At 41.7% G+C, this 23,455-nt stretch carries 24 protein-coding genes; 12 read left to right on the top strand and 12 right to left on the bottom strand.

Annotation, left to right across the window (positions count from 1 at the left end; translation table 11 throughout):
* Positions 1–65: 65 nt before the first annotated feature.
* The 5 genes from alsS to MKX52_RS16390 all read left to right on the top strand — a co-directional run bounded on the left by alsS (position 66) and on the right by MKX52_RS16390 (position 4,333).
* Positions 66–1,766, top strand: coding sequence for an acetolactate synthase AlsS (gene alsS / locus MKX52_RS16370; protein WP_088003952.1), 1,701 nt, complete (start codon positions 66–68; stop codon positions 1,764–1,766).
* A gap of 35 nt (positions 1,767–1,801) precedes the next feature.
* Positions 1,802–2,572, top strand: a complete 771-nt coding sequence (budA, locus tag MKX52_RS16375; RefSeq protein WP_088003954.1) for an acetolactate decarboxylase — start codon at positions 1,802–1,804, stop codon at positions 2,570–2,572.
* Positions 2,573–2,725: 153 nt separating this feature from the next.
* The gene (locus MKX52_RS16380; protein ID WP_041815982.1) at positions 2,726–3,202 is read left to right on the top strand and encodes an Lrp/AsnC family transcriptional regulator; all 477 of its coding nucleotides are present in this window, start codon (positions 2,726–2,728) and stop codon (positions 3,200–3,202) included.
* 7 nt (positions 3,203–3,209) lie between these two features.
* The gene (locus MKX52_RS16385) at positions 3,210–3,800 is read left to right on the top strand and encodes a chromate transporter (protein WP_342491055.1); all 591 of its coding nucleotides are present in this window, start codon (positions 3,210–3,212) and stop codon (positions 3,798–3,800) included.
* Positions 3,800–4,333 (top strand): chromate transporter, encoded by a 534-nt coding sequence (locus MKX52_RS16390; protein ID WP_041816374.1) that lies wholly within the window; start codon positions 3,800–3,802, stop codon positions 4,331–4,333. Before MKX52_RS16385 ends, MKX52_RS16390 begins: the two co-directional genes overlap by 1 nt.
* Before the next feature lie 35 nt (positions 4,334–4,368).
* On the opposite strand, the gene MKX52_RS16395 is transcribed toward MKX52_RS16390, so the two are convergent.
* Together MKX52_RS16395 and MKX52_RS16400 are read right to left on the bottom strand one after the other, a co-directional pair.
* Positions 4,369–5,688, bottom strand: a complete 1,320-nt coding sequence (locus tag MKX52_RS16395) for a UDP-glucose/GDP-mannose dehydrogenase family protein (RefSeq protein ID WP_342491056.1) — start codon at positions 5,686–5,688, stop codon at positions 4,369–4,371.
* Positions 5,689–5,804: 116 nt separating this feature from the next.
* On the bottom strand, positions 5,805–5,948 hold the full coding sequence (locus tag MKX52_RS16400) for a hypothetical protein (protein ID WP_003214884.1): 144 nt from the start codon (positions 5,946–5,948) through the stop codon (positions 5,805–5,807).
* Positions 5,949–6,134: 186 nt separating this feature from the next.
* Here MKX52_RS16400 and MKX52_RS16405 point away from each other — a divergent pair, with 186 nt between their 5' ends.
* Together MKX52_RS16405 and MKX52_RS16410 are read left to right on the top strand one after the other, a co-directional pair.
* Entirely contained in the window at positions 6,135–7,742 is a 1,608-nt protein-coding gene (locus MKX52_RS16405; RefSeq protein WP_342491057.1) for an SWIM zinc finger family protein, read from the top strand.
* A complete protein-coding gene (locus MKX52_RS16410; RefSeq protein WP_342491058.1) occupies positions 7,729–10,506 on the top strand; it encodes a DEAD/DEAH box helicase in 2,778 nt (925 codons plus the stop codon). Before MKX52_RS16405 ends, MKX52_RS16410 begins: the two co-directional genes overlap by 14 nt.
* A gap of 70 nt (positions 10,507–10,576) precedes the next feature.
* Here MKX52_RS16410 and MKX52_RS16415 read toward each other — a convergent pair whose 3' ends face one another.
* The 3 genes from MKX52_RS16415 to MKX52_RS16425 all read right to left on the bottom strand — a co-directional run bounded on the left by MKX52_RS16415 (position 10,577) and on the right by MKX52_RS16425 (position 13,109).
* Positions 10,577–11,365, bottom strand: a complete 789-nt coding sequence (locus MKX52_RS16415) for a PAS domain-containing protein (protein WP_342491059.1) — start codon at positions 11,363–11,365, stop codon at positions 10,577–10,579.
* A 153-nt stretch (positions 11,366–11,518) separates the two neighbouring features.
* Positions 11,519–12,379: a Cof-type HAD-IIB family hydrolase gene (locus MKX52_RS16420; protein WP_342491901.1), complete on the bottom strand. Its 861-nt coding sequence runs from the start codon at positions 12,377–12,379 to the stop codon at positions 11,519–11,521.
* A 373-nt stretch (positions 12,380–12,752) separates the two neighbouring features.
* Positions 12,753–13,109, bottom strand: a complete 357-nt coding sequence (locus MKX52_RS16425; protein WP_041815992.1) for a hypothetical protein — start codon at positions 13,107–13,109, stop codon at positions 12,753–12,755.
* Positions 13,110–13,226: 117 nt separating this feature from the next.
* Between MKX52_RS16425 and MKX52_RS16430 the strand changes: the two genes are divergently transcribed.
* Positions 13,227–13,637 carry a YwpF-like family protein gene (locus MKX52_RS16430; RefSeq protein WP_003215215.1) on the top strand — a complete coding sequence of 137 codons (411 nt, stop codon included), beginning with the start codon at positions 13,227–13,229 and terminating at the stop codon, positions 13,635–13,637.
* Between the two features lie 222 nt (positions 13,638–13,859).
* On the opposite strand, the gene mscL is transcribed toward MKX52_RS16430, so the two are convergent.
* Both mscL and fabZ read right to left on the bottom strand, forming a co-directional pair.
* Positions 13,860–14,255 (bottom strand): large conductance mechanosensitive channel protein MscL, encoded by a 396-nt coding sequence (mscL, locus tag MKX52_RS16435; RefSeq protein ID WP_003215139.1) that lies wholly within the window; start codon positions 14,253–14,255, stop codon positions 13,860–13,862.
* Between the two features lie 126 nt (positions 14,256–14,381).
* The gene (gene fabZ / locus MKX52_RS16440) at positions 14,382–14,816 is read right to left on the bottom strand and encodes a 3-hydroxyacyl-ACP dehydratase FabZ (protein WP_012011512.1); all 435 of its coding nucleotides are present in this window, start codon (positions 14,814–14,816) and stop codon (positions 14,382–14,384) included.
* A gap of 218 nt (positions 14,817–15,034) precedes the next feature.
* Here fabZ and MKX52_RS16445 point away from each other — a divergent pair, with 218 nt between their 5' ends.
* The gene (locus MKX52_RS16445; protein WP_342491060.1) at positions 15,035–16,090 is read left to right on the top strand and encodes a tetratricopeptide repeat protein; all 1,056 of its coding nucleotides are present in this window, start codon (positions 15,035–15,037) and stop codon (positions 16,088–16,090) included.
* Positions 16,091–16,104: 14 nt separating this feature from the next.
* Here the strand turns inward: MKX52_RS16445 and MKX52_RS16450 are convergent, their stop codons facing one another.
* From MKX52_RS16450 to spoIIID, 4 genes are all read right to left on the bottom strand, one after another.
* Entirely contained in the window at positions 16,105–16,923 is an 819-nt protein-coding gene (locus MKX52_RS16450) for a flagellar hook-basal body protein (protein ID WP_003215031.1), read from the bottom strand.
* Positions 16,924–16,953: 30 nt separating this feature from the next.
* The gene (locus MKX52_RS16455; protein ID WP_012011514.1) at positions 16,954–17,793 is read right to left on the bottom strand and encodes a flagellar hook-basal body protein; all 840 of its coding nucleotides are present in this window, start codon (positions 17,791–17,793) and stop codon (positions 16,954–16,956) included.
* A 124-nt stretch (positions 17,794–17,917) separates the two neighbouring features.
* Entirely contained in the window at positions 17,918–18,919 is a 1,002-nt protein-coding gene (gene mbl, locus MKX52_RS16460) for a cell shape-determining protein Mbl (protein WP_012011515.1), read from the bottom strand.
* 184 nt (positions 18,920–19,103) lie between these two features.
* Positions 19,104–19,382: a sporulation transcriptional regulator SpoIIID gene (spoIIID, locus tag MKX52_RS16465; RefSeq protein ID WP_008343327.1), complete on the bottom strand. Its 279-nt coding sequence runs from the start codon at positions 19,380–19,382 to the stop codon at positions 19,104–19,106.
* Between the two features lie 338 nt (positions 19,383–19,720).
* Between spoIIID and MKX52_RS16470 the strand changes: the two genes are divergently transcribed.
* The 3 genes from MKX52_RS16470 (at position 19,721) to MKX52_RS16480 (ending at position 22,024) form a co-directional block, all read left to right on the top strand.
* Positions 19,721–20,134: a MarR family transcriptional regulator gene (locus MKX52_RS16470; RefSeq protein WP_217016040.1), complete on the top strand. Its 414-nt coding sequence runs from the start codon at positions 19,721–19,723 to the stop codon at positions 20,132–20,134.
* 13 nt (positions 20,135–20,147) lie between these two features.
* Entirely contained in the window at positions 20,148–21,335 is a 1,188-nt protein-coding gene (locus tag MKX52_RS16475) for an MFS transporter (protein ID WP_144499982.1), read from the top strand.
* 89 nt (positions 21,336–21,424) lie between these two features.
* Positions 21,425–22,024, top strand: coding sequence for an undecaprenyl-diphosphatase (locus MKX52_RS16480; RefSeq protein WP_041816376.1), 600 nt, complete (start codon positions 21,425–21,427; stop codon positions 22,022–22,024).
* A gap of 37 nt (positions 22,025–22,061) precedes the next feature.
* Here the strand turns inward: MKX52_RS16480 and MKX52_RS16485 are convergent, their stop codons facing one another.
* A complete protein-coding gene (locus MKX52_RS16485; protein WP_342491061.1) occupies positions 22,062–23,450 on the bottom strand; it encodes an MFS transporter in 1,389 nt (462 codons plus the stop codon).
* Positions 23,451–23,455: the final 5 nt, after the last annotated feature.

Below are 23,455 nucleotides of genomic sequence, written 5' to 3' on the forward strand. Positions count from 1 at the left end.
GTAAATCATATCATGAAAATATATTTTCATAAAAAATTTTACTTGCCGAAAGGAGTGCGGGGTAAATGAATTCTCAAGCACAACCCCTAACAAGACGAGGAGCAGAATTGATTGTTGATACGCTGATTGCTCAAGGTGTGACCCATGTTTTTGCGATTCCAGGTGCAAAAATTGACGCCGTATTTGATGTATTAAAAGACAGAGGTCCAGAGCTTGTCCTATGCAGACACGAACAAAATGCCGCCTTTATGGCAGCTGCTGTCGGCCGTTTAACTGGCAAACCAGGTGTTTGTCTCGTCACATCAGGTCCTGGCGCATCTAATTTAGCAACAGGTCTATTAACAGCTAATACAGAAGGTGACCCTGTTGTCGCAATCGCTGGAAACGTCATTCGTGCTGATCGGCTCAAACGAACACATCAATCACTCGACAATGCGGCATTATTCAAACCAGTCACAAAATACAGTGTTGAAGTACAAGACGTTCATAATATACCCGAAGCCTTAACAAATGCTTTTCGCGCGGCACAAAAGGGGCAGGCTGGAGCAGCATTTATCAGCTTTCCACAAGATGTCGTGACAGAACACACCACACAAACACCAGTGTCTGCTCACCCTTCTCCAGAACTAGGTCCTGCACCGGATGCTCTCATCAGCTCGGCTATCGCCAAAATTCAAAATGCACACTTACCTGTTGCCATTGTGGGAATGAAAGCAAGTCGTCCAGCTGCTGCAAAGGCTACAAGAACATTATTGAAAACACTTGGAATTCCATTTGTTGAAACATACCAAGGAGCCGGCGTTCTCTCAAGAGAGCTTGAGTCTCAATATGTAGGCAGAATCGGTTTATTCCGAAATCAGCCGGGAGATCTTCTCATTGAACAAGCAGATGTCCTTTTGAGCATCGGCTTTGATCCAATTGAATATGATCCAAAGCATTGGAATATTCAGCCGAAACAGCGACAGATCATCCATGTCGATGACATGCAAGCAGATATCGATCATTTTTACGAGCCGGCACTTGAGCTTGTCGGCAATATAGCTGAAACCATTAAACATCTAGCCCATGACAGTGTTCCACTTTCTCTATGCAAAGAACAAGTTGAATTCGTTACTGAATTGCAGGAGCTGTTAAGCGACATTGAAAAAGCACCAGAAAGAGAAAGTCATCTATCTCATCCGCTGGATGTCATTCATACATTAAGACGCTTGATTCCTGATGACACGAAGGTCACTTGTGATATCGGGTCTCACGCAATTTGGATGTCGCGTCACTTCCGCGTCTATGAGCCGAACACATTCCTTGTGAGCAACGGGATGCAAACATTAGGTGTTGCCTTACCATGGGCCATTGCGGCTTCCATATTGAATCCAGATGAAAAGATCGTTTCGGTCTCTGGTGATGGCGGTTTTCTCTTCTCTGCAATGGAGCTAGAAACAGCCGTCCGCATGAAAACAAATCTCGTTCACCTTGTTTGGAATGACAGCACATACGATATGGTGGCATTTCAGCAGGAAATGAAATATGACCGCACATCCTGCGTTGAATTCGGACAGATCGACTTAGTGAAATATGCAGAAAGCTTTGGAGCGACTGGATTACGAGTAAACTCACCTGAAGAGCTTTCAACTGTCCTTCAAAAGGGTATAAACATAGAAGGACCTGTTATTATTGATATTCCGATTGACTATCAAGACAACCCAGACCTCGCCAGTCAAAAATGGCCAGAAGTCTTTCGTGAAACACACACATTGAACGTTAGATAAGTTGTCCATACATTACACCAAAGGAGTGAGCGGATATGGGTATGATGCACCCAATGAATCAACAGAACGACACAAGACAACATGACAAACAGCAAGAAGTCTATCAAGTATCGACGATGACCTCTTTGCTAGAAGCCGTATATGATGGAGATTTCTCCCTTTCACAAATTCCCGAGCACGGTGATTTCGGCATTGGTACATTCAATCAATTAGATGGAGAGCTGATCGGCTTTGACGGCGCATTTTATCGACTGCGCTCGGATGGAACAGCGACACCAGTTACCGATCTAGACTATTCGCCTTTCTGCTCTCTAGCATTCTTTGAAACTGATATCGTTCATCGAATTGATGCAGCCATGACGAGCAAAGAGTTAGAAGAAGAAATCGACCGCATTTTACCGAGTAAGAATGTGTTTTATGCGATCCGCATTGATGGTACATTCAAAAAGGTTCAAACACGTACGGTCGAAAAACAGGAAAAACCTTACGTTCCGATGGTGGAAGCAGTCAAGTCACAGCCCATCTTCGATTTCGAGGATATTCAAGGAACAATCGCCGGTTTCCGTACACCGCAGTATGCACATGGAATTGCGGTGAGTGGATATCATCTTCATTTCATTGATGACGATCGAAGTGTTGGCGGACACGTATTTGATTACACTGTTGATCAAGTGACCATCCGAATTTCACAAAAGCGTCATATGAATTTACACCTGCCGAACACGCAGGAATTCTTCCAAGCAGACATTGATCGAGCTGACCTCGCACAGCAAATTGCCAGTGCAGAAAGCAGCCCAGATCAATAAAAGAAAGACACCTCGGTGATTCCGGGGTGTCTTTTTATGCGAAAGGAATATACATCACTTTATTGATATTCATTTCGTTAGTAAATTTAATTATATACATTCCATTCGTAATAAAATGTGTTAAAATATCAACAGAAGAAAGGTGGTCATACGGTGTCAAACGACTATAGCATTCCGAACTTAACATTAGACGAACGAGATAAACAAATTTTATCCCTATTACATGAGGACGGGCGTATGTCTTATACGGATCTCGGGAAACAAGTCGGTCTTTCACGTGTTGCTGTGCAAGCCCGTATTCAGCAGCTGATTGAAGCAGGCGTCATTGAACGATTCACAACAGTCATCAATCCTGCTAAGATCGGCATTCATGTTTCTGTCTTCTTTAATGTAGAAGTGGAGCCGAAATTTTTAGAAGCAGTCGCCCTTCAGCTTGAGCAAGAAACAGCTGTCACAAGCCTTTATCACATGACAGGGCCAAGCAAACTGCATATGCATGGCATTTTTCAAAACGAACAAGAAATGGAGACATTTCTAACAAAAAAACTGTACCCGCTAGAAGGCGTCGTGAGTGTGGACTGCCAAATGCTTATTAAACGGTACAAAAGCCGAATGGGCATGAAATTGTAGACAGGAGTTGAAGCACTTGCAATCATATATCGAACTCATCATCGCTATGGTGCGAACCGGCATTCTCGGTTTTGGCGGAGGTCCTTCCGTCATACCACTCATTCGTCATGAAGCGGTGGTGAAATATCAATGGGTCAATGATGACGAATTTGGAGAAACACTCGCCATCGCCAATGCATTACCAGGTCCGATCGCGACCAAAATTTCAGCCTATCTCGGCTATCGATTGAAAGGCGTATTCGGCGCAATCGTCGCAACAGCTGCCCATATTTTACCGACATGTCTCGCCATGGTGGCACTCGTCACACTTGTCAGCGTCTTGAGCTCCTCACAAATCATTCAAAATATGATTGGCGCTGTGACACCAGTCATTGCCGTTCTACTTGGGATCATGGCATACGAATTTGGACAAAAAACGCTGAAAGGCTTCGGAATGATCTTCGGGATTACTCTGTTCCTTCTGGCCTTTATCGGGCTGCAGGTCCTGTCCATTCATCCAGGAATCATTGTCATTATCTTTTTATGCTATGGCGCATTTCATTTCAAACTAAAACAACGCTGGAATCGACCAAATAAAGAGAAAGGAGTGTCTTCATGATGCTGATTCTCTTTTTATTCTGGGCATTCTTCTTGTCCAATCTATTAGGATATGGCGGAGGACCTGCATCAATTCCGCTGAATTATGAAGAAATCGTCAACCATTTTCATTGGATGACGAACGAAGGATTTTCCAATATGCTTGCTTTAGCCAATGCACTTCCAGGACCAATTGCGACGAAAATCGCAGCATATGTCGGCTATGACGTCATGGGCTGGCCAGGCTTTATTGTGGCACTGCTTGCAACTGTACTGCCATCAGCCATTGGATTGATTCTATTGCTCAAGCTGATTGACCGTTTTCGCCAATCACCTGTCGTCAAAGGCATGACCTTATCCGTCCAGCCTGTCATTGCGATGATGATGCTTTTATTAACATGGGAAATTGGCGGAGATGCAGTGAAAGCCATTGGCTGGATGCAATCGCTTGCCATTGCTGCGATCTCCTTTTTCTTTATGACTAAATACAAAATGCACCCCGCCTTTCTCATTGTGGCTGCCTTTTTATATGGCGGATTCATTCTACCGCATTAAAAAAACCGATAACATCATCTGTTATCGGTTTTCTTTTACATATAGATTGGAGAAACTGGTCTGCGCCCAATCGAATGATATTCGACTCCTGCTTGTTCTGCCGCTTCAAGTGTATGACAGTTTCGTCCATCAAAAATAAGCGGCTGTCTCATCCATTCCTTATAGGACTTGAGAGGAAACGTCTGAATCTCTGTCCACTCTGTTAATATACACACTGCATGGACATCCTTTATCGCTTCTTCAATCGTATGAGCAAACACGATTTGATCCGGTAATTCACGAGCGGCATGGCGTGAGGCAACAGGATCATAAGCCACAAGCTCCGCGCCTAATTGATGGAGTTCATGAGCTATTGGAACAGATGGCGCCTCCCTCATATCGTCTGTATTCGGTTTAAAAGCAAGACCAAGAAGTGCAATTCGCTTCCCTTCAAGATTTGCCCCCAGTCTCTCTTGAATACTTCTGATAAAACCGGCTCGCTGCTCGTTGTTTACTTTGATAACAGCCTTTAGTAGCTCAAAATCATGCGACACATGCCCTGCGATTTGGACAAGTGCATTTGTATCCTTTGGGAAACAAGAACCTCCGTAGCCAATCCCCGCCTTGAGAAACGAAGAACCGATCCGTTGATCGAGCCCCATTCCCTGCGCCACCCATTCCACATCAGCACCTGTTTTCTCACAAATAGAGGCGATCTCATTCATGAAGCTGATTTTGGTCGCAAGAAAAGCGTTTGATGCATACTTGATCATTTCTGCACTTTTTCGGTCTGTATTGACTACTGGCAAGTGGAAATCAGCATACATCTCCTCGAGCCGGTCTAATACCGCTTTTGTTTCAGCCCCAATCACAAGCCGATCTGCCCTCAATGTATCTGAAATGGCAGAGCCTTCTCGTAAAAACTCTGGGTTAGATGCAATTGATAATGGCTCTTTCCGTCCTAATTCTTGATGTATCATCTGTTCGATTTGATCACCTGTTCCAACAGGCACTGTACTTTTCACCACAAGAACCGCACCTGATTTTGCTTTTGTACCGATCTCCTTTGCAGCTTGAAGCACATATTGTAAATCAGCTTGGCCATCTGCTTGCTGCGGGGTACCAACCGCAATCATTAACACATCAGCCTGCTGGTAGGCTACCTCTCCATTTATGTGAAATTGAATTCGTCCTTGCGCAAGATTGCGTTTCAGCAGATCTTTTAATCCTGGCTCATACATTGGTGGACGTCCCTGTTTTAGCTGCATGATCTTTCTCCGGTCAATATCAATACACGCCACATTGTGCCCCGCCTCCGCTAAACACACACCTGTGACCAGTCCCACATATCCACAGCCTGCAATGGCTATATTCATGACACCATCAGCTCCCTATACGCCTTATACTTGTAAAGACATCGTATGCTGGGAGCTTTCGTTCCATTCATAAAAGCAGACAAAAACCCCCTGCCATCACTAGCAGGGGGTTACTTTTATGAAACAAGACCATTTCGAATATGAGCAATCAGATTTTCAAGCATTTCTTTTGTTGTGACATCATTTGAATTCTCACCAATATCATGAGCGTACATCAAAATTTTTAAAAACTCTTCTTGATTCAAACCCTTATTATCCATGTCTGTATCCTTTCGATTCCACTAATTTCATTATTATATGCTGTAAGGTTGGTTTATGCAATACTCTAATACATCATTCGACAGCTTTTGAAATTTATGACCATTTTCATGAAAAACTTTTTTATAAATCACCATTGAGCTATAATAAAAGAATTGGAATCTTTTACTTGGTTAGGAGCGGATCAAATGCTTCAGCACAACATCAACGAAGAAGAACTCAAGCAAACAGCAGAACAAATCAAAGAACTTCTTCCTGCAACAGATGAAAACAAACAACTCATCAAAAAAGCATTGATTACTTATAGACAGGACAGTGTATATCGTCTCAAGCAAGAATCTGATACGGAATGGTCAGCTTATGTACATGATGTCGTGGCAGCCAGAGTCCACTTTCATGTATTGTTTCCTGTGAGAAGCAGCTGCTCATGTCCAGCAGATGGACTTTGTAAACACATTCTCGCTGTCTTCTTTTCGCTATACGCTCAAGTAGAGAGTGTGACCGGATTTACAGAAAATTGGTCAGAAAAGGATGAATTACAACGTAGCAAAGAATTAATTCGCCAGCACTTCCAGGTGAAGCGCCCAGACGAACAATCACTTCAAAGCTGGTTGAATTTTTTCCAAGAGGAATTTAACCTCTGGCTGAAACGGACACCAAAGCACCAGCAAACACCGCAGCATTTGTATTACGGCTATTTATCGATCCTAAAAAAACACGCACCTCATTCACCTGAATTCAAGAGTTTGTATGCGATTCATACGTCAATCGATGTGTGGTTAAGGATTTATGAATTAATCGATCTTGGCCAGCTTGATGCCGAGAAGGACTATTATTCCATGAATCCATATGTCGAACAGCTCATGAACACCATTTTTGATTCAGTGGATCACTTGAAGACATACGCCCTTTCCTTTTCCCTCGATCCGTTTCTTGAAAACACACCAACTGCCGTTCGGACACTTCTTCAAATAAACGGACCTTTTCAACATGAACGAGTAGCGGTCTTTATGGAGATTTGGGGCACCATATTAAATAGAGGGAAATGGGTAAAAAAAGAAACAGAATTACTAAAGAACGCTCAGCAGCAAGTAAAAACGGTAGAACGTACCATCGGATTGATGCACATGGATTATTTACTGAAAGAAGACGATCACCTCTTTCAGCAATTAAAAATGCTCAATGCAGATATGCTGCCAAATGTGCTCAATTGGCTGAAGGATCTGACAAACCGCAAGGACTGGAAGCGGCTCAAGCTCTGGTATGAAGAGATCACCTATATTTTAGAGGAATATTGCCAGCTCGACCTTTCCTACAGAGAACTACGTGGAGCCGTCAGTGATTTCTTCTACTATTTAGACGCATACTTTAAACAGACGAAGGATCATCATTTATATGAACGCTACCTCCAGATCTGCATGCCCTATGCGTTTACTGAATATAGTCAGCTCTTATATGCACAACAGCGTTATGCAGAATGGATTGAGATTCACAGCCTTGTTGGTTTCTCCATCAGTGAACTGGAGAAGGATCTGATCAAACAAATTGCAAAAGAGGAACCTGAGGCGCTCATTCCATCGTATCACCGTGAAATCTCACAGCTTCTCGATCAAAAGAATCGAAGTGCATACCGAGAATCTGTGAAAATGCTAAAAAAACTGCGCACGCTTTATCATAAAACGAAAAAAACTGCGATTTGGGAAAGATATGTAAAGCAGCTACAAGATTCAACGAAACGGCTGCGTGCGTTCCAAGAGGAAATGAAGAAAGGAAAATTAATTGATGACACGCCATAAACAAATTGTCATTCATGCAGAACAAACAGAAGATTTCTCTTTCACCATTTCAGCGCAAGCAGAGGACGGACACCCTGTTCCGCTTAATGAAATGAAGAGGCAGCTTTTCCAATGGCATGAATCGTCTTTTTACGGAACATTTTTAGAAGATGTGAGCTTTATTGGCACACCTGCCTTCCTGTTAAGCCCTTGGATGACCGTTGAACTACTAGGAAAAAATTCATTTAATACCTTTAGTCATGTGACACTAACCGATGAAACAGAACCACTGATGAAGACAGCCTCCACCATTTACGAATTCATTGAGGATGAAGATTTTATTCCGGATTACGAGGCGTGGACAAAAGGTGTACTACGTTTTAAAGACAAAGAAGGACTATTAGATGGCTATACGGCTGAATGGTTCTCCTTTGCTGTACAGGATTACATTCAATTTGATGATGCATTACAGCACAAATGGAACCGCATGACAGAACAATCGCCTGCACTCTCATCCTTCCAAGGACATTTTTTAGATGAGCAGGATTTCTTGGAAACGATTGGCTGGATTGATGACGACACACCTTTCACTGTCGGCTTGCGTTTAAATGAACCGGATTTCGATGGAGACGATTGGAAGATCGAATTGTTTCTGCGTGATAAGAAAAACAGTGATCTTCACTTTTTTGAAGGCATCCGTTCATTAAAAAGATCTTGGCATCCGTATCAAGATAAAATCTCCAGAGAGCTGGAGCGATTCGGTCAAATTGTGCCTTGGCTCTCTTTCACATCTGGCACCACACTCATGTCAGAAGACGAAGCTTGGCTTTTCCTATCAGAAGCAAGTGAAACCCTTGTGAATATGGGAATTGAGATTCTACTCCCATCGTGGTGGCAAATTGTCAAAGAAAGCACCATGATGCTTAAAGCAAGGATTTCCTCTACCCCAAGAGGCGAGTCGCATGTCGGAATGGATGCGTTGATGGACTTTAATTGGCGCTTTGCTACAAACGGCATCGAGCTGACAGAAGATGAGTTCAACGAGCTTGTCCAAAGTAAACGACGTCTTGTCAATATTCGTGGACAATGGATCAAAATCGATCCAACCTTCATTCAGCAAATGAAAAAATGGATGGAGCGTGCCGAAAATGAAGGGCTGCACATGTCTGATATTTTGTCACGCGAGCTGGCAGATCAAGAAGCATCTTCTGAATCGATTCCAGAGCTGCTAGACAGCTCAGCATTTGCACATATTCAATTTGAACTTTCGTCTCAATTAAGAGGACTTGTCCATCAGTTAAATGATACGCATGAGCTGCCTTCCTATGAAATGAGTGATTCCTTTAAAGGCACACTCAGGCCGTATCAGCAGCATGGTGTCAACTGGCTGTTATTCTTAAGGTCTCATGGATTTGGAGCTTGTTTAGCAGACGATATGGGGCTTGGGAAAACGATTCAAATGATTGCATATTTCACATATTTGAAGGAGCAGAAATCAAATGCCGCTCCATCTCTCATCATTGCGCCGACCTCTGTTTTAGGAAACTGGCAACGAGAGCTTGAAACCTTCGCACCACATTTGAATGTTGCCTTGCATTACGGGCCATCGCGTCCTCAAGGGGAACACTTTACAAAGGCATACGAGTCAACAGATATTGTCCTGACGTCTTATGGACTCTCACATTCTGATCGTGATGAATTAACATCAGCAAAGTGGGATACGATTTGTTTAGACGAAGCCCAAAACATTAAGAATGCCCATACGAAACAATCGAGAGCGATCAGACAGCTCAAAGGGCAGCATCACATTGCCCTTAGCGGGACACCTATGGAAAACCGTTTAACAGAGCTTTGGTCCATTTTTGACTTCGTCAACAAAGGGTATCTTGGTAGCTTGACAAGCTTTCATAAGAAATTCGTTCTGCCGATCGAAAAAGACCGTGATGAAAAAAGAATTGAACAGCTTCAGCAGCTGATTAAGCCTTTCCTATTAAGACGAACAAAGCAAGATGAAGAGGTCGCCCTGAACTTGCCTGAGAAGCTCGAAGAAAAAGAATTCATTCCGCTCTCCGCTGAGCAGGCTTCTTTATATGAACAGCTCGTGAAAGATACATTTGAACACATGGCTTCGTTAACAGGAATGCAGCGGAAAGCCATTATTTTAAGTATGCTCGGCAGACTCAAACAGATTTGCGATCACCCAGCACTCTATTTAAAAGAGAGTGGAACCGATGTGAAACTGCTGAAACGTTCATTAAAAATGGATAAACTCGCAGAGCTGTTAAAAGCAATACATGAGCAAGACGAAAGCTGCCTCATCTTTACGCAGTATATTGGAATGGGGAACATGATCAAGCAGCTGGCGGAAAAGATGTTTGGCGAACCCGTTCAATTTTTAAATGGCAGTCTGTCCAAACAGGAGCGAGATAAAATGGTGGACCGCTTCCAGAAGAAAGAATTTAACATCTTAATTCTCTCTTTAAAAGCAGGAGGAACTGGACTTAACCTAACCGCCGCAAACCATGTCATTCACTACGACAGATGGTGGAATCCCGCTGTGGAAAACCAAGCGACCGACCGAGCTTATCGGATCGGACAAAAACGATTCGTTCACGTTCATAAGATGATCACAACGGGCACGATCGAGGAAAAAATCGATCAGATGCTCGAAACAAAACAAACGTTAAATGATCAAATTATCCAAAGTGAAAGCTGGATTACAGAGCTATCAACAAACGAACTAGAGGATTTATTCACATTAAGTGCCGCCGCTCAATCATCTTAATCCAAGCAAAAAGAGGACTTTTCTCAAACATGATGAAAAGTCCTCTTTTTTCATTTCATATGAACATAGGTTAAATGTGCAGTTTTTTCAATGCAGATTTCACGTTCATATACGTATTCAATTCACGGAAATCTTCTCTCATTTCTCCCATTTTCATCGCTAGATTCGGTTTAATTCCTGTCACGATGAGTTCCGTACCTGTCATTAAAATCAAATCGTTCAGCTTAAAGATCGCATCTGCTACAAATGAATCGACTTCTAATAAACCAGACAGATCGACAATGAAATAATCGTCCTTGGATTGAGAGATATAGGTGGAGACTGTTGAGATAATTTTATCAAATCTTGGCGCTGTTAACGTACCAATGATCGGTAACACAGAAATGCCATCTTTCACAGGAACAATTGGAACAGAAATGTTCAGCACTTCATCAATTGATTGCTCAAGAAGCTCCTGCTGTTCCTTCTCTTTCGTGACATCCTTTTGCAGACCTACAAAATAAAGACGTTTCCCTTCATTTTCGTCAATCCAAAGAGGAGCTACACTCAACTCATTCCAAAACATCTGTCCAGATTGTTTATAATTTTTCAGCTGAACAGTGACAGCCTCTTTGTTCTCAATAGCTGTTCTAATTTGTTGGAGAGCAATTTGCTCTGTTTCATTTCCTTGAAGGAAACGACAATTCTTCCCCAATACTTCGGGTTCTTGATAGCCTGTCATATCTAAAAAGCCCTTGTTCACATATATTAAAGGATTATCAGGTAAAGACGGGTCCGTCACCGTCAGGCCAACCTGAGTATAGTCTAAGGCTTCCTTGATTAAATGCAGATTTTCGGACTTATAAGATTCCAGCGCCATTCGTTTACTCTCCTTAATTTCCTTACAAGCGGGTTATGTTCATAATTAAATTATATGATGTTCCACATCATGTGTAAATAGAAGTAGTTCTGAATTCCTCTTTTGTAGAATGCGCTTTATCCTATGTGATTTATACAACGACATCTGATGCATCTATTTCAAAAGGTGTCGAATCATATGCGCCACACCATGCTCATCATTTGTTAACGTGACATGATCAGCGATTTCTTTTATATCCTGTCTCGCATTGCCCATCGCAACCCCAACACCAGCTGCTCGAAGCATCGATTCGTCATTTAAACTATCTCCTACAGCCGCTGTCTGGCTTAAAGGAATACCAAGACGTTCTGCCAGCCTTGTTAATGCTTGGCCTTTAGAAGCGCCCTTTGCACCAATTTCAAAGTTATGATCGGCTGAACTGACCATTGTGACACTTGCATCATCACCAAACTGATCCCACCCTGCCTTCAATCTGTCTTCAAAGAAAGAGAAACCTAAGATGTTGTAGAATGAAAGCTTCCGATCCTCATGAAACAACTCTTTATATGTATCAATATAAGAAAAGCCTGACTGACTGTATTGAACTTCTGCCGCTTGTTTTAAAACACTCAGGTCCGTTTCTGGATTTGCACTTTTTAAGCGGTCCATTTCAATCGCCAGAAGCTCTCTACCACGATTCGGTGTGAAAATGGCCTCGTTTGTAAAAACTTCATAGTAATAACCACGTTCTTCAAGCCATGATAATATGCGTTTGGCCTTTTCTTCTTGTAAAGCAGCTGAATGATATACTTGCCCAGTCGGATCATGAATCACAGCTCCATTGGCACTAATCACCCATGTATTCATCCCAAGCTCATCAAAAATAGACCTCACATCAAAATACGCTCTTCCTGTAGAAACGACAACTTGCATTCCATTCGCCGCTGCTTCCTTTAATGCCTGCTCATTTTCCCGGCTCACTTTGTGTTCACTATTCAATAACGTTCCGTCTAAATCCGTTGCGATCAATTGAATGTTTGTCATCTTTCTCTCCTTTTGTCTCCATTTTGGCTATCATACCGCTGATAAAATCCATCATCAAGAGGAGATCGGTTTTTTATGGAATAAAAAAGGGTACCCGGCCACGCTACATGACCGGATACACACAAGGGGATTTAAGGGGACACATGACTTATACAAAGAAGCGATGGTTCTATTACGCAGTGTTCTTATGCACAAGGCAGCGTCTATCAGCTTTAGCTAGAGGGGGGCTATCAGATGCTAGACGTTACCTTTTGTTTCAGACCGTACCTCCTTTCCTTTTAACTGCCCTTAGTCTACCGAGAAAGATTGTATGTGACAAAACATGAAAATGAAAAATTGCCCCTTCAAATTGTCTATTTCCTCTTTAATTTCTGCTTTTTACCGCTTGAGTATAAAACATCATCTTGTTTTGTTTAATGAAAAACTTATTTTTCATAAATTGATAAAAAACATCTGAATGAATCCAATTACTTGAAGGCATGTGAATATAATCAGATCCATCCCATGCAAACCAATAAAAACAAAGCTGCCCATCATGAATCGACAATTGAAATTCAAAATAGTCCATTTGATCTTCGGTGACGTATTGAAACGTGAGTGACTCGCCTTCTTCCATGTACACATCACAAAATGTCAGAATGTCTCCCCACGAATAAATGCGCATTGTACTCTTTGCCGACTCATCGCCAATATGTATGTTTCGCAATTGATAAGACTCCATAAAACATCTCCTTTCACTCAAATACAGCTCGTTCTAAGCAGGCAGCGGTTTCATTTATACAGATGTTGTATGTTATAATGATACTTACGAATAATGAACGCTTGTGAGGTGAAAAATATGAAAACCTTTAGGCTGATTGATTTAAAAATCGAACTTGATCCAAAGCAAGATAAAATGTCCAGCATTCCCCTTCGTGACGGTTTAATCATTAATAAAGAAGATGGAGAAAATCACTGGATGATCGAGGCACTCATCCCAAAGAAACATAGACAGGTGTTTGAGGTGCTCTTTCAGCAGCACACTGAAGTGAAGATTCTAGTAACGATCACGAAAGAAAACAACCGCCCTGTTCATCTATCTGTCCAAGTCAAAAACATTGTTGCTTTAGAAGAAAACATTTCTGTGCTGCTCGATGGTAAGATGATTACAAATCGCTACAGAACAGAAACCGAAGAAGTACTTAAAGACCTCGTCAAAGAGGGGCTTTCTGGAGAAAAACTACTAGATGCATTTAAACAAAACACATAAAAAAGAGCGGGATTAGCCGCTCTTAGATAGTTGACGAAGGGCTAAAATGAATCTTATTTTAGCCCTTTGTCTTCCTTTCAGCGTGATAGAAAACCTTTGCAGTCTAGGAAGAGCGAGCACTGGAGCGGAGCGAATTGATTATTCGTGAGCACCGGAGCACAGACCTGACAACGAATGCGAGGGTTTGCCTACACGCTGAGAGCGGGATTAGCCGCTCTTTTTCTATTGAACATCTTTCGATTGGCTTTGATGTTTCAAAAGATCTCTAATTTCTGTTAGTAAAACTTCCGTTTGATCCGGCGTTTCTACAACCTCTTCTTCCTCTACCTTTTTCCGTTTTAATTTATTCAAATAACGAATAAAGATAAAAATGGAAAAAGAAATAATCAAGAAATCAATCACTGTTTGTATGAAGCTTCCATATAAAATTTGAGCAGATCCGATCTTAATAGATAGACCGCTAAAATCATGTCCACCAATAATAATACCAACGAGCGGCATGATCAAATCATTCACAAGAGAAGTGACAATTTTGCCAAATGCTCCCCCAATGATGACACCTACAGCCAAGTCAATGACATTTCCCTTGACTGCAAATTCTCTAAATTCTTTCAGCATCTTTTATCACCTTCATCTTTTTTTGTCTAATATGACGTTTTTTTGTCAAAATTGCAAGTCCTGATCCGTTCAGACTAGTTGTTTCCATATAAAAAGCGATTCATCCTTGATGAACCGCCAGGCAAATCATGATACTTTAGGACCGATAGAAAATGTGAGTTCTGCTTCGCATGCCACTTCGCCATCTACTGTGGCTACTGCTTTTCCTTTTGCGACTGGACCTCTAAGACGCGTCACTTCTACCTCTAAACGAAGCTGATCGCCAGGCTTCACTTGTCTTTTGAAACGGCAGCCGTCAATTCCTGCAAATAAACCAATTTTCCCTTTGTTTTCTTCTTTTCCTAACATAATGACCCCAAACACCTGCGCAAGTGCTTCTACAATAAGCACACCCGGCATGACTGGGTATCCTGGGAAATGACCATTAAAAAATTCTTCGTTCACTGTGACATTTTTAATCCCAACCGCTCTCTTCTCTCCCTCAACCTCTAAAATACGGTCGACCAATAAGAATGGATAACGGTGTGGAATAATGTCTTGAATTTGCTGAGCATCAAGCATATCTTGATCTCTCCTTTTTTCTATATCGATGATCTTCATTTGATTCCTATAGAAGTATATTATGAATGCTCGTATTTTTCAACGTCCGTTCCGCACATATGGTAAAAAATAGAATCTACTATTACCTATTGTCATCAAATATAATCCACACTACACTCATTGTTTTTTCACAAATATGGTAATATATATTACATCATTGATTGAATAAGAGGGTAAAAATGAATTTTATAAGTGATAAATCCATTAAAAAACTTCTCCATTCGTGGTATACAATGCTAAAGCATCGACATTTTTCGAAGGCTGAAGAAATCAAAACAACTCTATTAAAATATCAACGTAAAATATCAAAAAAACAGGAACTCTGTTTACATTATCAGCTGATGCTTTTTCGCCATCAGCTGTGGATGAATCAAACAGAAGACTTAGAAAAAATGAAACATGAATTGATGCAGCACAAAGAGGATATGAACGAAGAACTAGCCTATTACTTTTACTTCTTTCTCGGACTTTACGAAGCTTTAAACAGCGATCAAAATGATGCAATCTACTATCTCGAAAAGGCAGAAGAACGACTGTCATTCCTTAACGATGAGCTGGAGGAAGCAGAGTTCCATTTCCGTACAAGTGGTGTTTATTATAACAATCGCTATTCGTTGCTATCGATTCGTCATATTCAAAAAGCGATGGATATCTTTGCAAAGCATGGGGATGACCATAGCCTCTATCGTTGTAAAATTGTGCTCGGCCTTAATTATAGCGATCAAAAAAAATATGAAGAAGCCGAAGCTCTTTTTATTGAGATCATCGACTACGTGAAAATGATTGATGATCAAGAACTGCTCGGTATCGTTTATTATGATGCTGGTTTTATTCAGTCGAGACAAAATCGACACACGAAAGCGCTGGAATACTTTAAAAAAGCACTTCGTCTCCCAGCATACCGGAAGTCCGTACACTCCTATGTATCGTGCCTCTATGAAACTGTGCGTTCCTGTTATAAAGAAAATTTAACCGATGAAGGAATGAAGTATATTCAAAAAGGATTAAAAGAGGCCGTTGCTTCTCAATTTGATATATTAAGAATCAAGTTTCAAATCTTATTTCTTCTCTACAGCCAAACGCCAAAGGCAGATGAGCAGATCGCAAGGCTTGTTACATGCCTTGAACGAAAAGAAGCGTGGATTGATCTTGAGGATTTGCTTGCCGATGTCTCAGATTTTTACAAAAAAAAGGGCGACTTTGAGCGAGCCGCCTTTTTTATCATGAGAGGCTGATGTCAGCCTGTTCGTTATCGAATTGTATTCACTAATCCAAGCATCTGATCACCCATCGTAATCGTTCTTGAGTTCATCTGATAGGAGCGCTGTGTTGTCATGAGATCTGTTAATTCTTTAGACATATCCACATTCGACGTTTCAAGTGCACCTTGCTGAAGCTGAATCGCTTGGCGGTTTGCTCCATTTAGTGCCGTTAATGCGCCTTGATAAGTACCGTCAACTGAGAATAAATTATCTCCTTCAGAGACAAGCGCTGAAGAATTATTGACTTGTACAACACCTAGATTCACTTGCTGATTCGGTTGATTATCTCTTGAAATGGCTGTCAGACGACCATTTTTATCAATTGAAATATCACGGAAATTCGCATTTAAGACGATTTCATTTCCATTTTCATCAAGGATCGGATGCCCTTCGCTAGTGACAAGCTGCACTTGATTACGATTATTGCCTGGCTGTAAGTAAAGAGAACCGTCTCTTGTATAACGAATATTACCGCCGACATTGACCTGCATATACTGAGATGGCGCTCCAAAAGCAACATCAAGATCACGGCCTGTTTCTTTAATCGAGCCTTGCAATGAGTTAATGGACGCATTGACCATCGTACCCGTCCCAAGCCTTAACCCATCAGGTGTCAGACGACTGTTTGCCACCTGCGCATTTTTTTCATCCACTTGGTTGAACTGTTGTCTGATCAGCTCTGAGAAACGGGTATTTTTCGCACGGTACCCTGTTGTTTCACTGTTCGCGATATTATTACTGATAATATCAAGCTGCTTTTGTACTTCGTTCATTGATACAGCTGCATTGATCATCGTTCTAAGCATGAGAATCCTCCTTTCTTTATCATTTCTTGATTAGTACACTCTGCCGATTTCATTTACTGCTTTTTCCAAGCTTTTATCATACGCCTGAACCACTTTTTGGTTTGTTTCAAATGCTCGATAGGCGGTTGTCATTTCTGTATATGATTTCGTCACATCCACGTTCGACAGCTCCGATACACCTTGACTTAACGTATAGGACATTTGACCGTTATTAACTGCACTTGGCAGGGGCTGGTTATCAGCTGTACGGTATAAATCATTTCCTTCTCTCGCCAAGTTCCTTGTATCCATCGCAACACGTACATCAATTTGCCCGAGGTTTTGTCCATTTTCACTCACAGTTCCATCTGCGTTCACTTTGAAATTCTCACTCTGAACCGTGATTGGCTCACCTGTCACAGAAAGAAGAGCACGCCCATTGATAGTCAACTGATTTTGTGCGTTCAATGTAATCGAGCTGCTTTTCGTATAACGAACGCCTTCTGGTGTATTGACCGCATAAAAGAGCGCTGATTTCTGATTAGTCTCTGGGTTGATCGGCACGTTATTTTCGACTAGTGCGACATCCGTTGTTTGATCTGTTGTTTTTAACGTTCCTTGGGTAAATTGAGGGATCAGTTCCTGCATATATGTCCCCGTATTAATGCCGCCAATCGGCGTTTGCTGCGGAACACTAAAACCTTTGCCTGAGGAAGTTTGGAAACGTCCTGATTCCATTCGGCTTAACAGCATTTCTGGAAATGCCCGCATCGTCCCCTCATCCGCTTTATATCCTGGTGTATTCGCATTTGCGATATTATTTGAAAGCATTTCTGTCCGCCGCTCTTGAGCGATCATGGCAGATGTTGCGGTGTATAGTCCTTTTAACACGTGCTCACCTCATTAAAATTCTTTCACATGACCTAAACACAATCTTCTATGAAATATATCGGCATATTTGCAGGGTTCTTTAATAAAAATCCCCCATTCTTTCGAAAAAGAATGAGGGACATCATTAGCTGAGTTTTCGCTTTGGCAGCTTGTCCATATTATCAAGCATGACGCCAGTACCAACAGCTACACAATCCATCGGATTCTCAGCCACGAAAACAGGTACTTTCAGCTCTTCTGCAAGCAATTGATCAAGCCCGTTTAGAAGAGCTCCGCCACCTGTAATGATGACGCCGCGATCAATAATATCAGCTGATAATTCAGGCGGTGTTCTCTCAAGAACTTGCTTCGCAGCCTGAACAATCGCAGATACAGATTCACGCAATGCTTCTTCTACTTCTTTGCTTGTGACGGTAATCGTTCTTGGTAATCCTGTCACCATATCTCGTCCACGAATTGAAATCTCTTCGTGACGTGCGTCTGGGAATACCGTTGCAACTTGGATCTTAATATCCTCAGCCGTGCGTTCACCGATCAACAGCTTGTACTCTTTTTTAATGTAATTGAGAATTTCCAGATCAAATTTGTCTCCAGCCATTTTAATAGAAGAGGCGGTTACAATGTCACCCATTGAGATGACAGCGATATCTGTCGTTCCGCCTCCAATATCTACGACCATGTTTCCACTTGGCTGAAAAATATCCATACCAGCACCAATAGCTGCTACTTTTGGCTCTTCTTCAAGAAATACATGCTTTCCGCCGCTTTTTTCAGCAGCTTCTTTGATCGCCTTCTGCTCAACAGATGTAATGTTTGTCGGGCAGCAGATGAGCATACGCGGTTTAGAGAATAGCCCTTTCACATTTAATGAGTTAATAAAATGCTTGAGCATCGCTTCAGTTACTTCAAAATCAGCAATTACGCCATCTTTTAATGGACGAATCGCAACAATATTCCCAGGCGTACGTCCAACCATACGTCTCGCCTCTTCTCCAACAGCCAAAACTTTCCCGCTGTTTTTGTCAAGAGCTACCACAGATGGTTCATTTAACACAATTCCTTTTCCTTTGACATGAATCAGTACATTGGCAGTACCAAGATCAATTCCAATATCCCTAGCAAACATCTATATATATCCTCCTTGAAAATCTGTTTCCATAGCAAATACCACATTCTGCCCTAATTATATATTCTATCATAATTTGCAGAAAAAAAGATATTTCTTTACAAAAGTCTTTACAAAATTTGTGGTTAGAAACTACCGATATGAGGAAGATATATATATCATGTTTATGAACAAAGAACTAAGCTTACTGTTTCACAGGCTCGCCTTCTAAAATTTCTTCTTTTTTATACTTTAATTTAGTGGCTTCTCCTCCTCGCAAGTGGCGGATTGATTTATGATAATCCAGTATCTCCTTCACTTCATTAGCCAGATCTGGATTAATTTCTGGCAGTCTTTCTGTTAGATCCTTGTGTACAGTACTTTTAGAGACTCCAAATTCTTTCGCAATTACACGAACGGTTTTCTTTGTCTCCACGATATACTTACCTATCTTGATTGTTCGCTCTTTGATGTAATCGTGCACACCACTCGACCTCCCTAAAATGGATGTGAGAAGTGTGAAATGAGATCCGTATCAATATTATCCATTTTCAGCGGCGCTTGTTCGTCTTAATTTCTCATCCATTAGGTAGCAAATGCCAAACACGATCCCTCACCTCAAACACTCTCTTTGTCAGGTTTGTAACAGTGTATTAGCATTGCATAGGGAATATGCTAAAAATGAAGAAGGGACAAGGGATTTATCAGAAAATGCAATCATTTCGAGTGGCGAAAATTTTCACTTTACAAGAATGGGTCGAGCACGTAAAATAGAAAAGGTGATTTTATTTACCTAGCTAAATATTTAATAAAGGTGAGCATATGGATACGTTAAATAGAGAGTGTTTACATCAAATACACCAAAGCGCCAGATTGCTGTCTAAAAAGGCGAACGAAGCGCTTGCTGCTTATGATTTGTACATGTCCCAATGGACTGTACTTTTTTGTTTGGATACATTCGGCCCGAAAACCCAAAAAGACATTTGGACATACTTGAACGTCGAAGCCCCAACCATTACCCGAACCGTAACCCGTCTAGAAGCAAATGGCTGGGTGCAACGGATACAAGGAAAAGACAAACGTGAAAACCTGATCGTGATGACAGATGATGCTAAGGCCCGATTTGAAGAAATCAAACGTACGATGGAACAATTTGAAGAAGAATGTCTTGCAGATTTCACCCACGAAGAAAAACAACTCCTCCATACACTTTTACACAAATTATCAACTGAATAGGAAGTGATACATCATGAACGAACGCATTTGGACGAGAGACTTTATCATGATTGTCCTGGTGAATTTATTTACGTTCACCTCTTTTTATGCCCTTTTGACCTTGCTGCCTATTTACACAATGGATGAACTCAATGGAACAGAATCACAGGGTGGTCTTCTTGTGACGGTCTTCTTATTGTCCGCCATTGTGACAAGACCGTTTTCTGGAGCGATTATTGAGAAATTCGGTAAAAAACGGATGGCAATTTTCTCATCAACGGCATTTGCCTTACTCACTTATTTATACATCCCGATTGATCAATTCCAAACACTTCTCATGCTGCGTTTCGTGCAGGGCATCTTTTTTAGCATTTTGACGACAGTAACCAGTGCCATAGCAGCAGATATGATTCCAAAACATAAACGCGGGGAAGGACTCGGCTACTTTGTCATGTCCATGAACCTTGCTGTGGTTATCGGTCCATTTATTGCATTGAATCAAGTAGGAAAAGTAGGATTCCATTCCTTATTCCTTCTTTTCTCCATTATCGTTACCATTGGTGCCGCTTTTACGATGCTAATCAGACAGCCAGAGCTTGAAGATGGGGGTAGTGTCGTCTTCCGATTTACTTTTTCTCACTTGTTTGAAAAAGGTGCATTAAAAACAGCAGCAGTCGGTATCATTATTTCCTTCTGTTATTCGCCGATCATTTCATTTATTTCAGTCTATGCCAATTCCCTTGACTTGATGGGGGCAAGCAGTTATTTCTTTATTGTGTTTGCGGCAGCAATGCTTGGATCACGTCCATTTACAGGCAGACTTTTTGACCGAGTAGGACCTCACATTGTGATCTATCCTTCGATTGCTCTTTTTGCGATTGGTTTATGGATGCTGACGGCTACACATTCAGCTACAATGCTTCTTTTATCAGGTGGTGTCATTGGACTTGGCTATGGATCACTAGTACCATGTTTACAAACACTTGCCATTCAGCATTCGCCAGCTCACCGTACAGGCTATGCGACGGCTACTTTCTTCACTTTATATGATACGGGGATTGCTGCTGGCTCATTTGTATTTGGTCTTCTTGTCAGCTTCACCGATTTTTCAAATGTATATCTCATTGCAGGTATTGTTGTCTTGCTCAGTATGATTGTTTTTTACTGGAGCGAACGAAAGCCCCAAGAAGCAAAAGCACAGAAGGTCTCCCTATCAGAATAGGATTCTATTTTAAACTTCAACGGAAACATGCTAAAATATAGGATGTTTGAAAAATATAGTTGGCATTAAGCGAAGGTATAGGTGATGTTTTGAATTACGAACTGTTTAAATTGATACACGGGATGGCTCATCATTCTGAGTTTTTAGATCAGGCCATGATTTTCATTACGAAAAAGGCCCTTCTTGTGTATGCCCTTGTTTTATTGATTTGCTGGTTTTTAGGTAATCACAAATTTAAGAAGCATGTCTTCTTTTCTGGTGTAACAGGCATCGCGGCACTTATCGTTAATTTTGCCATTACACTGTTTCATTATGAGGAGCGGCCGTTTGTGGCGCATAAAGTCGACACACTCATTCCGCACTCAGCAGACGCTTCCTTCCCAAGTGACCATACAACAGGTGCACTGGCTCTTTCACTTGCCATTCGATCTCGTAATAAAAAGCTTGGTAACATCTTGCTCGTCTTTGGATTACTCACAGGATTCTCCCGCATCTGGGTCGGTCACCATTATCCATTAGATGTTTTAGGCAGCTTGATCGTATCGATTGTGGTCGTGTTTATCATGAATAAATTATGGAAGTTCTTTGACTCTCCAATTGATCGCATCGTCACTTTCTATGAGACAATTGAAGGAAAAATATTCAGAAGGAAGCAAAAGGATCAGGGCTCTGACCTGTCTAACTCTTAAGCGGCTTGCGATAACGTGATGAAGATTCTTCTTCCACTTATCGCGCCGCTTTTTTTATTGACTGCCCTCCTCTGACCTTGCTCGAAAAGTAAAGACTGACTCCGATGCCGATAAGGGAAATGATAATCAACGTCCAGCCTAACTGCTCAAAATGAGGACCAGCAATTTCATCTCCAAACAGCATACCGAGAACAGCAGACGATAGAATAGAGCCAAGGTAGCGGCATGTTTGAAAAAGCCCAGAGGACGTGCCAATCATATGCTGAGGACTTGCCTCGAGCATCGCTGCTTGCAGCGCAACATTTCCAATCCCATAACTAAGTCCAAGCAAAGCTAGAACCAGCCCTTTTCCCCATAATGGTGCCGGAATAAAAAAGAAGGTCATCGCAGACGCTCCAGCCAGCATCAATACCGCACTGGCTAATACCGGATGACGTTCATCCCCTCGGTCCACCCACTTTCCCGTAAGTGGAGAGACAATGATGCTCACCCCAGACATGCAAAGCATAAAAAGACCTGTCATTTCCACACGCCAGCCTAATTCATCCTGGAAATAGCTCGGCAAACCAAAGAAAAGACAATAGAAAAAGATATTTAAAATGATAAATTGCACATACACAAGTGACAGCCGCTGCTCCTGTCTGAACATCCGAATTTGAATAAACGGTTCATCCACCTGATACTCCCACCAAATAAAAGCGCCTGCACTCAAGAGACAAAGAACCCCCTGTACATATTGAATACCATGACCTAGTGATAATAAAAACGAAAGCAAAAGGACAATACAAACGGTAAAAAGAAGCATCCCTGGCAAATCGAGCTTTCGTACCGTTTCACCTATACGTAGCTTTCTCTTTTTTTGTTCCTTCGGAAACAAAGATAGTCCAAGAAAGAAGCTAATCAAAATAAAAGGCAGATTCACTAAAAAGATCGCTGGCCAGCCGCCGATCGTCATCAAAAAGCCGCCAAGTGTCGGGCCAAGCGCCGTCATCGCCGAAGCAAAAATGGACAATACAGCTAACGCCGATGCCTGCTTTTCTTGGATATGATCCCGAATAAGTCCGACACCAGAAGGATAAATGGCACTGCTCCCAATTGCCTGCAACAGCCGGATCACAATCAGCACCGCAAACGTCGGGGCAAACGGCGCACAGATAGCTGAGACCGCTACAAGACCTAGTCCGAATAAAAATAATGTTCTCCGGCTCATCACATGATCCCCAATCCGGCCGCTCACCGGCTGCGTCACCGCACTAGCTAAATAAAAAGACGAAATCAGCCAAGATACAGTCGTAAATGACAAACCGAATTCATGCTGAATTTGATGCAATGCCAAAGAAATCATTGAGGAATTCAACGGATTTAACATTGTCCCAAAGGCAATTGCAGTTAAAAAGACTTTTCGGTTGTCTCTCCACTTCTTCATACACC

This window comes from Bacillus sp. FSL R5-0422, from assembly GCF_038610765.1.
GTDB lineage: Bacteria > Bacillota > Bacilli > Bacillales > Bacillaceae > Bacillus > Bacillus pumilus_O.

Coding starts and splice junctions, on each gene's coding strand:
- MKX52_RS16415 (WP_342491059.1), bottom strand. CDS start 11,365: ATGGCGCTGGAATCTTATAAGTCCGAAAATCTGCATTTAATCAAGGAA.
- mscL (WP_003215139.1), bottom strand. CDS start 14,255: ATGCTGAAAGAATTTAGAGAATTTGCAGTCAAGGGAAATGTCATTGAC.
- MKX52_RS16445 (WP_342491060.1), top strand. CDS start 15,035: ATGAATTTTATAAGTGATAAATCCATTAAAAAACTTCTCCATTCGTGG.
- budA (WP_088003954.1), top strand. CDS start 1,802: ATGGGTATGATGCACCCAATGAATCAACAGAACGACACAAGACAACAT.
- mbl (WP_012011515.1), bottom strand. CDS start 18,919: ATGTTTGCTAGGGATATTGGAATTGATCTTGGTACTGCCAATGTACTG.
- MKX52_RS16410 (WP_342491058.1), top strand. CDS start 7,729: ATGACACGCCATAAACAAATTGTCATTCATGCAGAACAAACAGAAGAT.
- MKX52_RS16395 (WP_342491056.1), bottom strand. CDS start 5,688: ATGAATATAGCCATTGCAGGCTGTGGATATGTGGGACTGGTCACAGGT.
- MKX52_RS16425 (WP_041815992.1), bottom strand. CDS start 13,109: ATGGAGTCTTATCAATTGCGAAACATACATATTGGCGATGAGTCGGCA.
- alsS (WP_088003952.1), top strand. CDS start 66: ATGAATTCTCAAGCACAACCCCTAACAAGACGAGGAGCAGAATTGATT.
- MKX52_RS16405 (WP_342491057.1), top strand. CDS start 6,135: ATGCTTCAGCACAACATCAACGAAGAAGAACTCAAGCAAACAGCAGAA.
- MKX52_RS16470 (WP_217016040.1), top strand. CDS start 19,721: ATGGATACGTTAAATAGAGAGTGTTTACATCAAATACACCAAAGCGCC.
- fabZ (WP_012011512.1), bottom strand. CDS start 14,816: ATGCTTGATGCTCAGCAAATTCAAGACATTATTCCACACCGTTATCCA.
- MKX52_RS16390 (WP_041816374.1), top strand. CDS start 3,800: ATGCTGATTCTCTTTTTATTCTGGGCATTCTTCTTGTCCAATCTATTA.
- MKX52_RS16475 (WP_144499982.1), top strand. CDS start 20,148: ATGAACGAACGCATTTGGACGAGAGACTTTATCATGATTGTCCTGGTG.
- MKX52_RS16430 (WP_003215215.1), top strand. CDS start 13,227: ATGAAAACCTTTAGGCTGATTGATTTAAAAATCGAACTTGATCCAAAG.
- MKX52_RS16450 (WP_003215031.1), bottom strand. CDS start 16,923: ATGCTTAGAACGATGATCAATGCAGCTGTATCAATGAACGAAGTACAA.
- MKX52_RS16485 (WP_342491061.1), bottom strand. CDS start 23,450: ATGAAGAAGTGGAGAGACAACCGAAAAGTCTTTTTAACTGCAATTGCC.
- MKX52_RS16400 (WP_003214884.1), bottom strand. CDS start 5,948: ATGGATAATAAGGGTTTGAATCAAGAAGAGTTTTTAAAAATTTTGATG.